Source organism: Falsarthrobacter nasiphocae (assembly GCF_031456275.1).
Classification (GTDB): Bacteria; Actinomycetota; Actinomycetes; order Actinomycetales; family Micrococcaceae; genus Falsarthrobacter; species Falsarthrobacter nasiphocae.
The window spans coordinates 595,023-608,971 of sequence record NZ_JAVDUI010000001.1 but is presented as its reverse complement, the minus strand read 5'-3'; the positions used below and the strand labels follow the sequence as shown (position 1 = coordinate 608,971).

Sequence of the window (13,949 nt, the reverse complement as noted above, 5' to 3'; positions counted from 1 at the left end):
CATGGTGAGACCCCGTGGCGCATCACCGATGTGTGTGACCTGAGAGGCGGGGCTATCCGTGAAGCCTCGAAGCCTCGGCGATGTTTTTGTTGTCGACTGCACTTCAGCGCGGCCTGTGGAATACTGTCCGACCGGTGTCGGCGATAATGGGCGCGTGACGTGCGTGGGTTTCGCCATCAGTAGAGTGTATTTCCGCGGTTCGGCGCTTCGCCTGCGCGGAGGAGTATGCCGCCTTAAAGGCCGGCGCCCGGCAGAACCGCGATGATGGCTCTTCACAGTTGAGGGTGTAAGCGCGGCCTGAACCCGCCTGCCTCGAGCAGACATCGAGCGATGTAGTTCGTGAGATTGCGGAATCCAAGCGCGGAGCCACGCAGATGGTCAAGGCGACCATTGATCGCTTCGGTCTGGCCATTGCTCGTACCCGGACGCTCGAAGTAGGCCAGGACGTCAGCTGAATCGCCCCGGGTTTGGCAGAGAGCCTGATCTGCACAGGAGAATGTCCTCATGGCACCAGTGAACTCTCCTGCCGAACTGCGCGTGCGAGCTGTCGGCCTCGTCATGGACAAGATCAACGAGACCCCAGGCCTGCCGGAGACGTCCGCGTGCCGCAACGTCGGCGAGCAGCTCGTAATCTGGCTCTTCGCAGTTGAGGGTGTAGTCGGCGGCTGGGGCGCCGGGTTGGAGTAAGCGTCGAGGTCCTCTGAAGATGGAAGTTCCTACACCGCCCATCCAGAAGACCTCGACATGTCCAACGCTACCTTCACCCGCCCCGACCTGACCACGTTCTGCCGCCTGGACGAGCTCGGCCTCGAAGCCACCGGCCAACGCCTCGAACCCAACCATGCGGTGCTGGCATGCCGCATCCAAAACCCCGATCCGTGGTGCCGCCGCTGCGGCTGCCACGGCACCCTGCGCGACACCGTCCTACGGCGGCTGGCGCACGAACCCCTGGGCTGGCGCCCAACCACCCAGGAGGTCACGGTCCGCCGCTACCGGTGTACCGGGTGCAGGCACGTGTGGCGGCAGGACATGAGCCAGGCGGCCGAGCCGCGCGGTGCGGTGGGCTCTGGAAGCCGTCGTGTGCCAGCACGTGAGCATCGCGCGGGTCACCGAAGCACTCGCCGTGGCATGGAACACCGCTAACGACGCGGTCCTGGCCGAGGGCAAGCGGATGTTGATCAACGACCCCGCCCGCTTGGACGCGGTCACCGCGGTCGGAGTCGACGAGCACGTCTGGCGCCACACCAAGGCCGGGGACAAGTATGTGACCGTGATCATCGACCTGACAGGGATCCGCGACGGGACCGGGCCAGCATGCCTGCTGGACATGGTCCAGGGCCGCTCCAAGCAGGCCTTCAAGACCTGGCTCGCCGAGCGCGAGCAGTCCTGGCGGCAGGCGGTGGAGGTTGTCGCGATGGGCGGATTCACCGGCTTCAAGAGCGCTGCCAGCGAAGAGCTGCCCGAGGCGGTGACGGTCATGGATCCCTTCCACGTGGTCCGGCTGGCCGGGGCCGCGCTGGATCGGTGCCGGCGGCGGGTTCAGCAAGAGATCCACGGCCACCGCGGACGGGCGGGCGATCCGCTCTGCACCGCCCGCAGGAGCCTGCATACCAGGACCGGGCTCCTCACCGGCAAGCAGCAGGCCCGGCTTCAAGCGCTCTTCGCTGCCGAGGAGCATGTCGAGGTCGAGGTGACCTGGGGTGTCTATCAGCGGGTGATCACCGCATACCGCGACCCCGACCGTGCTCGAGGCCGGCAGGTCATGCGGCAGGTGATCGAGTCCATCAGTGCAGGCGTCCCTGAAGCCCTGGGCGAGGTCATCACTCTTGGGCGGACGCTGAAGAAGCGGGCAGCTGAGGTCCTGGCCTACTCCCAGCGTCCGGGCACGAGCAATGGCCCGACCGAAGCGATCAACGGGTGCCTTGAGCGCCTGCGTGGCTCCGCTCTGGGGTTCCGGAACCTCACCAACTACATCGCCAGATGACTGCTCGAGGCCGGCGGGTTCAGGCCGCGCCTACACCCTCGATTGTGAAGAGCCACTATGGCATCAAGTGACAGTATCCACCCTGATATCCCGAATAGAAGCTCGTCCTAATCCAGGATGTCAGATAGGCCATTCTTCAGGGTGGGCATTCACTGAGCCAGTGTGTGGCGATCCTGCTGGGTCAAGGTTGAAGCGAGTTGCTGATCATTGCCGCCGCCGGTGACGTTGTCGTGGTGCAGAGCGGTTGCCTGGCTTCGGGGAAAGCTCACGCACCGGATGTGGTCGTTCGGAAGGACCTTACGGGGAAGGTTGGCCCGAATGGCTGAAACATTGAGCCAAATGTCGTCGGCGCGGGGGGTGTATTCCATGAAGCTCATGCCATGCGATGCCATCTCGGAGAGGAGCGAAGGCGGGATGACCGTTCCGGCGCCACTGGTCACGAAGAGGCGATGTGATGCCTCATCCTCGGGACTTCCTACACCCCAACGACTGTAAGGTTCGACATCTCCGGAGTCAGTGATTTCCATGGCATGCGCCCGGTAGCCCACCACGACATTGGTCAATGACGTATGGCCTTCGACGAGGCCCTCGAGCCAGTTTGAGGGGTAGAGAATGTCGTCATCGGCAACGACGAGGGCGCGCTGCTCACCTCCGGCTTCACCGACGGCGTAGGGATACCACTTCTTGTGTGGGCCCAAATCTTCTGTTCGCCTAATTTCAAGCCCGCGTGCAACGAGACGGTTGAGCATGGGCAGACTTTGTGGGTCGAAGCTGTCATCACTGATCCAGAGGATCATGCGACGCGGACGCAGGGCTCCCATGGCGAGCGACTCGATGGCATAGGGAACGATGCCCAGTCGGCTCCCGTAAGAGGTAATAGAGACATCTACATCTGCGCTGCCGGTAACGGGAGTCTTCGAAAACCTGTTATTTGCCCAGACGGAAGAAATGCGCTGGGCTTTGATCATCTGCTTGAGCGGTGCGGGAAAATGTGGATCAAGCTGCATGATTGCCTTTTCGTCGTGAGATGGTGCTGATGATGACGTGCAAGTCGGATCGCCGAATTCCGTAGAACGAGGATACGGGCATGCCGAAGACGCGCGATAGCGCGATGAGATTCGCTGTCCCGGCTACCCAAGAGCCAGCGAGGGTAGCCAAGGCTGCGCCCAGGGCGCCAGTGTGTGGAACGAGAAGGAAGAACACGAGGAGGTTGGCTAGAGCGCCGAAGAGCATGGACAGGCTTCGGAGTCCAGGGCGACCCCGGGCGGACAGGCCTGCACCACCGACGGACCCGGCTGAGCCAGCAGCTGTGGCGATGAGGAGAACGATGGCCGGCAGAATTGCGGGCCGGAACTCCTCACCAAAGAAGACGGGAATGGCCCAAGGTGTGAGCGCGATGCCTGCGCCTGCGGCGATGAACGAGGCAGTCGCTGTCATCCGGGCCATCATTTGGAGACGGAGAGCGGTTGAAGCGGCGGCTCCCTCTGCTTCAGCAGAGTCGGCCGAGAACGTGATGGCGCGGACACCTGCGGCCACGACGCTCGGTAGCTCGCCAATGGCGACGGCAACGACATAGATTCCAAGTTCCGCCTCGCTGGAAAGCGGCACCATGAGCAGCTGGTCGATGCGCGAAAGAACAACACCGGAAAGTGCGCCGAGCCAGATTCTGTGACCGTAGCCAAAGAGCTCTGTGTAGCGCGCGGTTGGCAAGTCCGAGTTGACTGGGATCCGACGAAAAACGGGCAAAAGCGCAATGGCACCGACGACGGGCGACAGAAGGAACACTAGTGTGGCCGACAGGACTGAGAGGTGGCCACTGATGAAGAGCGCGATTGTGGCCGCGAGGCGGATTGAGCTCGTGATCATTGCCTCGCGGGCGAGAAGGTCAAAAGCTTGAATTCCTGAGGCGATGGCGCGGATGCCAAATGTCACGAATGTGGGGACTGTGGCGGCTGCTGTCAGGACCAGAAGTTCTGCAAGTTGTGCATTACCTCTGGACAGGACAGGGGCTGCGGCCCAGGTAAAAACCGCAGAAAGAGCGCCAAGCGCCGTAAAGCCAGCGAGAACTCGGAACGTGAGCGACGTGCTCCGGTGCTTGTTTCGGGCGATGAAATACGTAGCCGCATCGCCAAGACCGAATGTGAGTACGGCTGTTGTGAACAGGATTGGAGCGTTGGCCGCAGCTACCTCTCCACGCCCCGTCTGCCCGAGTGCGCGGGCCAGCAGGGGCGCAGACACCAGGGCCGCAATCGGGGGCAGCAAGAGGCTCACGAACATTTGCGCGAGCTTCATTGCCAGACTTGGTGCGCCGGATGGGGGCTCTCGATCTTCGGGTTTGGCGGCGAGACTAACAGTGCCGGTGCTATCGGCTGCTCGACGCGGCGACGGCGAGGAGGCGAATGTGGTCTTCACGGTTGCTCGTCGCCGTGCGTCTGCGGGGCGAGACTCGGCTCTCTCCTCGCGTGCTTGGGCCCGCTTCGGTACGTAGCCCTCAGTCATGTCGCGTCAGGCCTTTGAGGGTACGCCGAGCATCCGTAATCGCTGCGGGGAGGTTGCGGACGAAGGTGACCAAACGGGCTCGACGCATGCGCCGGAGCTGCGCGGGGTCAGCCTCTCTGGCACTGAGATTGTTTGCGGCAAGTCCTTCTCTTGTCGGAAAGAGGGCCTTGAACGCCAGAATCGGTTTGTTGCGCCACGGGGCCTGATAGAGATTGACAAGCCGAATCGAAGCCGAGGAGCGGTTTGTGGTGCGAACGATCCATTCTTCTTCGATAGGCGGAAAGGTGAAGTCTGCGGCAATCGTCGGAAAATGTTCTTGGACGAAGGGGCGCAGGGGGGCGAGGCTGCCGCATTCCGATGAGAGGCTGCAGATTGCTTTCATCTCGTGCTCGTGAAGGACTGACGCGAGGACGGCCAGGTCTTCCCGAGCCACGTCGGTCCAAGGGCTTCGAAGTGCGTGGAGGAGTTGGATGAGAGCCGTACCGGTCCGATCGAGATGGCGGACCGGGAGGCCTGCCATCTCGGAAATCTCTTCGTGTTTCGACAGCCTCACAAACACTTCTGAAGGTTCCAGGCTGAAGCCGGGAAACTTCCAGTGGAGGTCGATGTCGATTGGCCATTGGGGGTGGAAGTACGTCGTCGAGTGATGCGGAAACACATTGTCTTCGTCGTCTTCCGGTCGCGGTATCCAGCCACGGGTCCTCAGATAGCCGCTGAGAGAGTCAAGGTCATCCGGATGAACCAGGAGATCCACATCGGAGGATGGGCGGGTGCCTCGCAAACCCATGCGCGTCGCCAACGGTCCCTTGATGACGTATGAGCGAGCGGTACTCCGCATCACGAGGGCTTGGCCGAGCTCGACGGCTGCCGCGCTCGGAAAATCCGATGCGAGGCCGCCGCCGTGGTGCGGCGCTAACGGCGGTTGCGAACGATCTACGGGCGTCACGAAAGCATCCAGCCTCGGGGGCTGAGGCGCGTAGGCCTCATGCCTCGTTGGAGGAGTTGTTCCGAGTCAGCCGAGACGAGGCGGCCGCGCGCTTGCCCTTCCGCTTGTTCGACTTGATATCAGCCGAGTAGTCGTACTGGTGACCGTAGTAGTTGTAGCGGCTGGCCTCGCCCTTGGAGGTCGGAACCCGGTTCAGCACGGCCCCGAGGATGCGCGCGTTGACGCGGCGAAGGTTGTCAATCGCAGTCTGCAGGGCGTCGATGGTCGTCTGACCGGCCTGTGCCACGATGAGGGCGCCGTCGAAGCGGGCAGCGAGGATGGCTGCGTCGGTGACGGGCAGGAGAGGCGGAGCATCAATGATGACGGTGCCGCGTTCTGCGAGTTCATAGATGATTGCGGAGAAGCGGTCAGAAGCGATGATCTCTGACGGGTTGGGAGGGATCGGACCCGCGCCGAGAATCTGCAGCGAAGGGTGACTCGGGATCTCCTGCAGAACGTCGTCAAGACGTGCTTTGCCCACGATGACGTCGGTCAGGCCGGCGATCTCGATGATCTTGAAGGTCCGGGCTACCGTGGGGCGACGCAAGTCGGCATCGACGAGGAAGACGGGGCGACCCTGCTCAGCGATGCTCAAAGCGATGTTGTCGGCCACGGTGGACTTTCCGTCACCGGGCAGAGCACTGGTGACCGTGAAGATGCGCGGCGGGTTGTCCGGGTTCATGAACTGGACGTTGGTTCGCAGCTCTTTGAAGGCCTCGGTGACGCGGAAGTCCGCCGTATCAACCGAAGTGTCCCCGCGGCCGGAAATGCGCTTTCCGTCGGCGACGACCTTGGATGCAGGGATAGTGCCGACCACAGGGATGTCGAACTCACTGGTGAAGATCGCGGCAGAGCGAATGCGACGATCAAAGTAGGACTTCACCAGGGCGTAAATGAACCCGGCCAGAAGACCTGCCAGGAGGCCGATAGCCAGCGCTACCTTGAGGTTGGGGGAGGACGGCGCTCCGGGGAGGGCAGCCTGGCTGATGCTCACCACGCGGATGACGCTGGACTGGCCTTCGGGGGAACTCGAGCTCGAGGCCTTCGGCTTCGAGCCGCCATTCTCGATTTTCTGAGCTTCATCACCCAGCGCTGCCACCCATGCGTCTGCAAGCTTTCGTGCCTCGTCCGGCGTGGACCCCTTCGCACTGATCTCCAGCTGCGCGGTGTCCAGCGGGACAGACACCGATACGCGGCCCAGGGCCGCATCGGGGCTGAGGTCGATGCCAGCCTTGGAGACGGCGGCCTTGGCGACAGCTGGTGACGTGGCGAGGGCCTTGAACTGGGTTGCCTTGGAGCGGGCGAGTTGATCCGCTGCGAGGGCCAGGCCGAGGTTGTCGTTGTTGCCAGTTGTCACTTGGCCGGTGGAGTGAGCAGTGTAGGTGCGAGGCTGGACGGCTGCCCAGCCCATGGCTGCCGCGAGTCCCAAGAGGGTCGTCAAGCAGATGGCTAGCCAATGAAGGCGCAATGCTCGTCCTGCGTCACGCAGATTCTGCGCGGTTGTGTCTCGTGACGTCTTCGGATCGTCGCTCAACTGTGGCTCCTTCAAGGGTGGCGGATGGGTAGTGCGGGCAGGGACGCGAAAGCGGCTTAGAGGCGACGAGCAGAAGACGTGCGCGTGGCACCGCGGGTGTCGAAGAAGACCGCTGACTTGTCAGAAAGCCGGGCGAGGTCGTACTCCGAGTGCTTCTGCAGCAACACGACGATATCTGAGGTGGCCAGTGCCTGCTCGAGGTCAGCAACTCGCTCGAGGGAGCCGGAGGGAAGACGCCACTCGGCGATCTTGGGATCGTGGAAGCGAACGTCCGCGCCGCGGTTGCGCAGTTCCTCCGCAACGGGGATTGCAGGGGATTCGCGCTGATCGGCAATGTCTGCCTTGTATGTCACGCCCAAGAGCAGGACGGAGGACCCCTTCACTGCTTTGGACTCGTCGTTGAGGAGCGCCTGAATGCGGTCGACCGTGTAACGGGGCATGGAGGAGTTGATCTCCTGGGCGAGCTCCACGAAACGGAACGGGTAGCCGAGGGAGCGCTTCACCTCGTAGGAGAGGTAGTTGGGATCGATGGGGATGCAGTGCCCGCCCACGCCTGGGCCCGGGTAGAAGGCCTGGAAACCGAAGGGCTTGGTCTTGGCGGCGTCGATGACGTCCCAGATGTCGATTCCGAGTTCATGGCAGAATCGGGCCATTTCATTGACGAGGGCGATGTTTACGTGGCGGTACGTGTTCTCGAGCAGCTTTGCCGTCTCGGCCTCACGAGCCCCACGAGCTTGAACGACTGTGTCGACGAGGGAGCTGTAGAACTCAGCCGCGCGGCGTCCCGACTCGGACGACACACCACCCACGATCTTCGGCGTGTTGCGGAGGCCGAATGTCGGGTTGCCCGGATCGATCCGCTCCGGGGAGAAGGCGAGGAAGTAGTCCTCGTCGATCCGCAGGCCGCGCTCATCCAAGATGCCCTTGACCAGAGTGTCGGTGGTGCCGGGGTAGGTCGTCGACTCGAGAACGACGAGGGCGCCCTTCTTGAGATGGGCGGCGATGCTCTTCATTGCACCCTCGACAGGTCCGAGGTCCGGAGACGAGCCGTCCGCATTGAGTGGCGTGGGCACGCAGATGATGACGACGTCGGCCTCCGCAATCGCCGAAGCATCTGCCGTGGCGCGGTAGCCCTGGGTGAGCATCGTGGCGATGTCCTGATCCGACAGATCATCAACGTGCGAGCGACCTGCGTTCAGAGCGTCGACTGTCTTGCGGTTCAGGTCGAGTCCGACTACTGAGAGGCCGGCCGCACATGCTTCCTTGGCCAAGGGCAAACCGACGTAGCCCTGACCGATGATGACGATCTTGGTGGGGGACATTAACTCTCCAGAGGAACTCGATGGCGATGTGAACGGCGCTCGGGCGGCGCCATCGAGCTGAGTCGTTGACATAGGGGGTTGTGTTCAACGCTACTGACTCGCTCGACGTGAGTGGCACAGGTCGGGGCCCTGTGGCACGGCCAGAACTCGAGTTTACCATCGGGGGTGCGAGCCTTATTGGCTCAGGTCGTGCAATGTGGACGCGTTTCACGTGGAGTCGCCGGCCCAAGTCATCAGACCTCGCACCGGGCTTCGTCACTCGGTCGCGTGAGACCGTTGGTATTCGCCATGTCAGGGGCGGCCCGGCTGTAGCCTCTCATGGCAAGAGACGCGCCCGGGCTTTGTCACGGTCAACCTGTGGGCGCGCACGACAGCACAGTGGCTGATAAGATGTGTACGAACTCTGCCTAGGCGAGGGATCGCGCTGCAAAGCGGCGAAGGTCCGTCATCGACGAAGGCCCGGGGTGGGCGTTGACCCGTCTTCCCTTCGGTTGACTCTGCCTGGGCGCCAATTGCACTCAACCGTTAGGAACATCATGGCCACCACCCTTATTCAGGGCCAGCTCCGCACCGAGTTCGGCAAGGGCGCCGCCCGCCAGGCTCGCCGCGACGGCAAGGTCCCCGCGGTCATCTACGGCCACGGCGCAGAGCCCATCCACGTTCTTCTCCCGCAGCACGAGATCGAGCTCGCCGTCCGCACGGCCAACGCTCTCCTTGACGTCAAGGTCGACAGTGAGAGCCACCTGGCCCTCGTCAAGGACGTGCAGCGCGACATCATCCGCCAGTCGGTGGACCACCTTGACCTCCTGACCGTTCGCCGCGGCGAGAAGGTCGAGGTCGAGGTCAACGTGCAGGTCGAGGGCGAGGCCACGCCGGGCGCCGTCGTCAACCTCGAGACCGCCACGATCCTCGTCGAGGCCGAGGCGACGCACCTTCCCGACTCCATCACGTTCTCCGTCGAGGGCCGCGAGATCGGCGAGCACGTCTACGTGTCCGACCTCGACGTCCCCTCCGGCGTCACGCTCCTCACGGATGCCGAGACGGTCGTCATCACGATCTCCGAGCCGCCGGTCATCGACCTCGGCGAAGAGGACGAGGCTGCCGAGGACGAGGCCGCCGAGGGCGAAGAGTCCGGCGAGGGCCAGTCCGAGGCTCCCTCCGAGGACTCCTCCGCGGATTCCGAGTAATTCGGAACCCGAGGGCAGTAGAGCAATGAGTGACGCGTGGCTGATCGCAGGACTGGGGAACCCCGGCCCTGACTACGAGGGCACGCGCCACAACGTCGGCCAGATGGTCGTGGACCATCTGGCCGGCGAGCTCGGTCTGTCCTTCTCCACGCACCGCGCGAGGGCGCTCACGGCCACTGGCCGCCTCGCGATTGGCGGCACCCGGGTGGTGCTCGCCAAGCCTCTGAGCTACATGAACGTCTCGGGCGGGCCCGTCTCCGGCGTGGCCAAGAGCCTGGACATCCCCCTCGAGCGCATTGTCGTGGTGCACGACGAGCTCGACATTCCCTTCGGCTCCGTGCGCCTCAAGCGCGGCGGGGGAGAGGGCGGCCACAACGGCCTTCGCGACATCACCAAGGCCCTCGGGACCAAGGACTACCACCGGGTGCGCGTCGGCATCGGCCGCCCGCCCGGACGGATGGACGTCGCGGACTTCGTCCTCAAGCGCTTCGGCACCGCAGAGCGTGCGGAGCTTCCCTTCCTGGTCGACGACGCGGCGGATGCCGTTCGTGCCCTCCTGGAGCTCGGCCTGACGGACGCCCAGCAAAAGGTGCACGCTCCCGCGTGATGTTGCCTCATGTCCTCCCACCCACCCCCAGGGGGAATGTCCGCGCATGGTCCGGCATGTCAGCAGGACCCGGGCCGCTATTAGGCCCCGGTGCTGTTCGGGCGATCCCTCAGTCGTCTCCAGTACCCATATCACTTGCCGGTAGACTTCTTGGGTGACGTGACTTCCCTCGTCGCCCAACCCCCTGGGTCCTCTGCGGCCATGCGGCATCGCGGATGCCGTCTCTCTCCCTCCCTCCCCCCCCCGCACGTGACGAAATATTTGATTGGTTCAGAATGAGCACCCTCCTCACACATCCTGTCGGCAACGAGAATGTTCGTCAGGCGCTTCAAGGTCTCTACGAAGCGCACCAACTTGACTCGTTTGCGACCAGTATTGGCGTGGATGACTCGGTCTCTCTTGACCGACTGCCGTCGTCTGTCCGCGACATATTGCAGCGCCGTCGCTTTCGTGGAATTCCGCGCCAGCTGATCCTGCAGGGGCCCGCTCGTGAAATCGTTCGCAACATCTTCGTCAAGGCGCCTTCGCCGCGTATCCGCCATTTGGGAACGGATAGTGGGCCCGCGTCGGTCTTCTGGGTAAATGAGGGAGTGACCCAGCGAGCTCGGCGCCGGATGGATCGTGCAGGTGCGGATCTCACATCTGTCTACGGGTACCAGCAATTTGCTGTCGGGGCCTTCGAACACGCGAAGGACCTCGGACTTCGACGCGTCTTGGAGTTGCCTCACGTGCACTGGCAGGCCACGGTGAAGTGGGGAGACTGGGTTCGGTCGGAACGCCCGGAGTGGGCTCCAACACTGGCCTCCTATAATCTTGCCGATGCCATTAAGGCAAGTGAAGATCGCGAAATCGAGCTGGCTGACACGATAGTGGTCCCCTCTCGTCAGGTTGCAGAAAGCGTGCCAGACACCGACCGTGAACTGGACGTCCGTTTTATTCCCTACGGAACTCCGGACGTCCTTCCTCATGCGCGCCCCGTGTCATGGGACGGACAAGGGCCGCTGAAGATTCTGTTCGTGGGGAGAGTCAATGCCCTAAAGGGTGTCGGCGACGTTGTGGACATGGCTCGCTCATTTGGTCGTCGGGTCGAGGTGACGGCTTATGGGCAGTTGCCAGCCACGACGTTCCCTGCCTTGGATGAATTCCTGGCCACCGTGGATTATCGCGGGACAATGTCTCGCTCCGAGATCATGGAAGATATGGGGCGGCATCACTTGCTTCTTTTGCCCAGCCTGGCAGAGGGACGTTCCCTCTCGGCTCTTGAGGCGCTGTCGCGTGGATTGCCGGCCATCGTGACGCCTGGAACGGGTGTGGACGATCTGGTGGAGCAAGGCGCCGGTGTCGTTGTCCCTCGAGGGGACCGGGATGCCCTGTTTGGGGCCGTCGAGTCGGTCCTGGCTAACCCGGGTCTTGTGGAGCAGTACAGCGAAGCAGCCCTCCGCATCGCCCGGGCCAATAGCTGGGCGCCGTTCCGTCAGGGCGTGGTGGACGTTACTGCCGGCGTCTGAGCGGCCGTTCGTACGGATTCGTCACGGAGAGAGGCCCCTGTTGCGACGGGGGCCTCTCTCCGTGCTCCTGTCCGGCTCGGCGGCGGGTTGGAGGGCGCTCGACCCGCCAGGACCGTGCTGAAGTTGTTGGCTCGTGAGGTGCTAAGGGATGTGGGTCCGTGACGATGAACGTGTGTAGGGACGCTGTTCGCCAATAGATGCTGTAGCTTTTCGCTGGTGACCTCATTGAGGTGCCTGTAGTCGCGATGGCGTTGAGCCTGAGAGGTCGAGTGAGCCTGAGGGGTCAAGGGGATTTCAGGCCTTGCCGAAGTGTTCCGTTGCGGTACTGGCACGTGCGTGACCGCCTTGAGATCGGCGCGACGGACGGACAAGAGACGGTTCACGCTCCCGCCTAGCGCACGCCTCGGCCAGAATTGCCCTACGGCGTGGGGGCTGTGTCTGGAGACGAGATCTCGACGAGGTGTCGGCCGGCCAGGTCCTCTAGCCCCTGCAGAACGATGCTCTCCGCGTCCGGGTGCTCCCCATGTATGTCTTGCACGTCCCGGCAGATCTCATCCAGCGTCTTCCATCCGACGCAGGACTCCCAGATGGTCCGGCCAAGGTCCGAGGCCTCCACGAGCGTGTCGGACAGCAGGATGAGGAGGCGGTCGTCCACCACGATGGCGTCGCGGGCGGGAAGTCTGCGGTAGAGGGTCGGGGCCCCGTCGGCACGATTGTCCTGTTCCACGTGTGTGGGCACTTCGTCGATGTGAGAGATGCTGTACCGGGCAGGCCGCGCGTTGAGGAGCTCGCGCACGACCGGGCGGAGGGCGTCCGACTCGGCGTAGCGCAGGCGGACCGCGCCGCCGACGCTTTTCAGAGTGTCAATGAGCTGCGTGAACGGGCGCGGCAGCGCCGGGAAACCGGAGAGCTGCGGGACAAGAGCATGAATGGCGTCTGCAGTGCCCACGCGGGTGACGTCCACGCCGCTGGGGTCTTGGATGGTGCTCGGGTCCGTCACGCGTTCGAGAAGGCCGATCACGCAGAGCGTGGCGTCGGGAATTGTGGCTTGGAGCCCCGCTTCATCGGGGGAGACCTGCACCTTTGGGGCGCCGGCCTCGTCGATGACGGAGAGGGGCTTCGGGTACGGCACCACCAGGCCGTCACTGAGAAGAACGGTCTCGTCGGTCAGGTACGCGAGGTCGTGGCCCAGCGCGCGCGCCGCTGTGGTCTTGCCCGTCCCTGAGGGGGCGACGAGGGCGATAGCGCGCCGCGTTCCTGGGTCTGCCAGACCGGCAGCGTGGAACATGAGGCTGGTGCCGACTTTGGTGTCGATCGCCGCGAGGGTGATCGTGCTCGTCAGTCTCTCCCCGAACGCGGCGAGCGTCTCGGCGCCAACGGCGCGAGGCTCGGAGTCCGCGTCGAGCGTCCTGACCATGGCCGCGAAGGGGCTGGTGCTCGGGGTGGAGCCCTGAGCCGGCGATACGGGGTTGGCCGCCTCCTCCGCGAGGCACCGGCTCCATGCGCGGCGGATGCTCGCGATGTCCTCGGCCGGGACGGTAGACGCGAACTCAACGACGACGGTCACGCCGAAGACGTCCACAGTCATGGTCTCAGTCATGGCGGTCTTTCTGGTGCTGGGAGGGGAATGTGCAGCCGCTTCACGGGCGGCGCCGCCTCGGGGAAGGCCGCGCCGCCTGCTCGTTCAGCGGAGCGCCGCCGACACGTTCAGCGGAAGGCCGCCGGGGAATCCGGTGGAAACCGCGGCGGCTGGGGGTCAGCGGGCGTCGAGCCAGGCGTCGAGGGAGCGGGCCTGGCGCGCGAGGACCTTGCCGATGAGCGGCTCCGCGACCTTGGCGAGCTTGCCGCCGACGAACGGGATGGAGGAGGAGATGTCGCCCGTGAGCTCGAGCTCGGAGCCCTGGCCGGCCGGGCGAAGGGTCTGCTGGCCGGACACGGAGATCGGTGCGCCCTTGACGGAGATCTTCGTGACGGCGGTGCGGGAGCCGTCGGCGGCGGGCGCCGAGAACTCGTCCACCTGGGTGAAGGAGAGGCTGTCTCCGATGAGCTTGGAGACCATGTCCGGGAGGCGGTCCGTCGGGGCGGAGCGCTCGACCGTGAGCGTGAACGGCCCGGTGACCTCGCCCTGAACGGTGTGGGTGATGAGGCGGCCACCGAGGTCGGAGGCGGCGCTGCGCTGGAAGTCCTCGTTCGTGAGAGCGGAGAGCACCTCGTCGACGGAATGAGTGAGGGACGTCTTGCCGGAGAGAGCCATGGGGTTCCTGCTTTCACGCGTTGTGAGGTGTATGACGACCGCCGCGCAGACAGCATGCGCCGCCCGCAG

At 64.0% G+C, this 13,949-nt stretch carries 11 protein-coding genes and 2 pseudogenes; 5 read left to right on the top strand and 8 right to left on the bottom strand.

Going from position 1 to position 13,949, the window contains the following annotated elements:
- Positions 1-272 precede the first annotated feature (272 nt).
- Positions 273-455: pseudogene (locus tag J2S35_RS02705) on the bottom strand (transposase); the annotation flags it as partial.
- Positions 456-504: 49 nt separating this feature from the next.
- Here J2S35_RS02705 and J2S35_RS02700 point away from each other — a divergent pair.
- Together J2S35_RS02700 and J2S35_RS02695 are read left to right on the top strand one after the other, a co-directional pair.
- The gene (locus J2S35_RS02700) at positions 505-687 is read left to right on the top strand and encodes a hypothetical protein (RefSeq protein ID WP_309849548.1); all 183 of its coding nucleotides are present in this window, start codon (positions 505-507) and stop codon (positions 685-687) included.
- Between the two features lie 57 nt (positions 688-744).
- Positions 745-1,984, top strand: a pseudogene (locus J2S35_RS02695) (ISL3 family transposase).
- Between the two features lie 149 nt (positions 1,985-2,133).
- Here J2S35_RS02695 and J2S35_RS02690 read toward each other — a convergent pair.
- From J2S35_RS02690 to J2S35_RS02670, 5 genes are all read right to left on the bottom strand, one after another.
- Positions 2,134-2,991, bottom strand: coding sequence for a glycosyltransferase family 2 protein (locus J2S35_RS02690; protein WP_309849545.1), 858 nt, complete (start codon positions 2,989-2,991; stop codon positions 2,134-2,136).
- Positions 2,981-4,276: an oligosaccharide flippase family protein gene (locus J2S35_RS02685; RefSeq protein ID WP_309849543.1), complete on the bottom strand. Its 1,296-nt coding sequence runs from the start codon at positions 4,274-4,276 to the stop codon at positions 2,981-2,983. The genes J2S35_RS02690 and J2S35_RS02685 overlap by 11 nt, the downstream gene beginning before the upstream one ends.
- A 199-nt stretch (positions 4,277-4,475) precedes the next feature.
- Positions 4,476-5,429: a nucleotidyltransferase family protein gene (locus J2S35_RS02680; protein ID WP_309849541.1), complete on the bottom strand. Its 954-nt coding sequence runs from the start codon at positions 5,427-5,429 to the stop codon at positions 4,476-4,478.
- Between the two features lie 37 nt (positions 5,430-5,466).
- A complete protein-coding gene (locus J2S35_RS02675) occupies positions 5,467-6,909 on the bottom strand; it encodes a polysaccharide biosynthesis tyrosine autokinase (RefSeq protein WP_309849539.1) in 1,443 nt (480 codons plus the stop codon).
- A gap of 149 nt (positions 6,910-7,058) precedes the next feature.
- Entirely contained in the window at positions 7,059-8,324 is a 1,266-nt protein-coding gene (locus J2S35_RS02670) for a nucleotide sugar dehydrogenase (protein WP_309849537.1), read from the bottom strand.
- Between the two features lie 536 nt (positions 8,325-8,860).
- On the opposite strand from J2S35_RS02670, the gene J2S35_RS02665 reads away from it, so the two are divergent.
- The 3 genes from J2S35_RS02665 (at position 8,861) to J2S35_RS02655 (ending at position 11,626) form a co-directional block, all read left to right on the top strand.
- On the top strand, positions 8,861-9,511 hold the full coding sequence (locus tag J2S35_RS02665; protein WP_309849535.1) for a 50S ribosomal protein L25/general stress protein Ctc: 651 nt from the start codon (positions 8,861-8,863) through the stop codon (positions 9,509-9,511).
- Between the two features lie 25 nt (positions 9,512-9,536).
- Complete coding sequence (gene pth / locus J2S35_RS02660) at positions 9,537-10,118, top strand: aminoacyl-tRNA hydrolase (RefSeq protein WP_309849534.1); 582 nt, start codon at positions 9,537-9,539, stop codon at positions 10,116-10,118.
- Between the two features lie 275 nt (positions 10,119-10,393).
- Positions 10,394-11,626: a glycosyltransferase family 4 protein gene (locus J2S35_RS02655; RefSeq protein ID WP_309849532.1), complete on the top strand. Its 1,233-nt coding sequence runs from the start codon at positions 10,394-10,396 to the stop codon at positions 11,624-11,626.
- Between the two features lie 418 nt (positions 11,627-12,044).
- Here the strand turns inward: J2S35_RS02655 and J2S35_RS02650 are convergent, their stop codons facing one another.
- On the bottom strand, positions 12,045-13,226 hold the full coding sequence (locus J2S35_RS02650) for a hypothetical protein (protein ID WP_309849530.1): 1,182 nt from the start codon (positions 13,224-13,226) through the stop codon (positions 12,045-12,047).
- Between the two features lie 156 nt (positions 13,227-13,382).
- Positions 13,383-13,880 (bottom strand): DUF2505 domain-containing protein, encoded by a 498-nt coding sequence (locus J2S35_RS02645; protein ID WP_309849527.1) that lies wholly within the window; start codon positions 13,878-13,880, stop codon positions 13,383-13,385.
- Positions 13,881-13,949 lie beyond the last annotated feature (69 nt).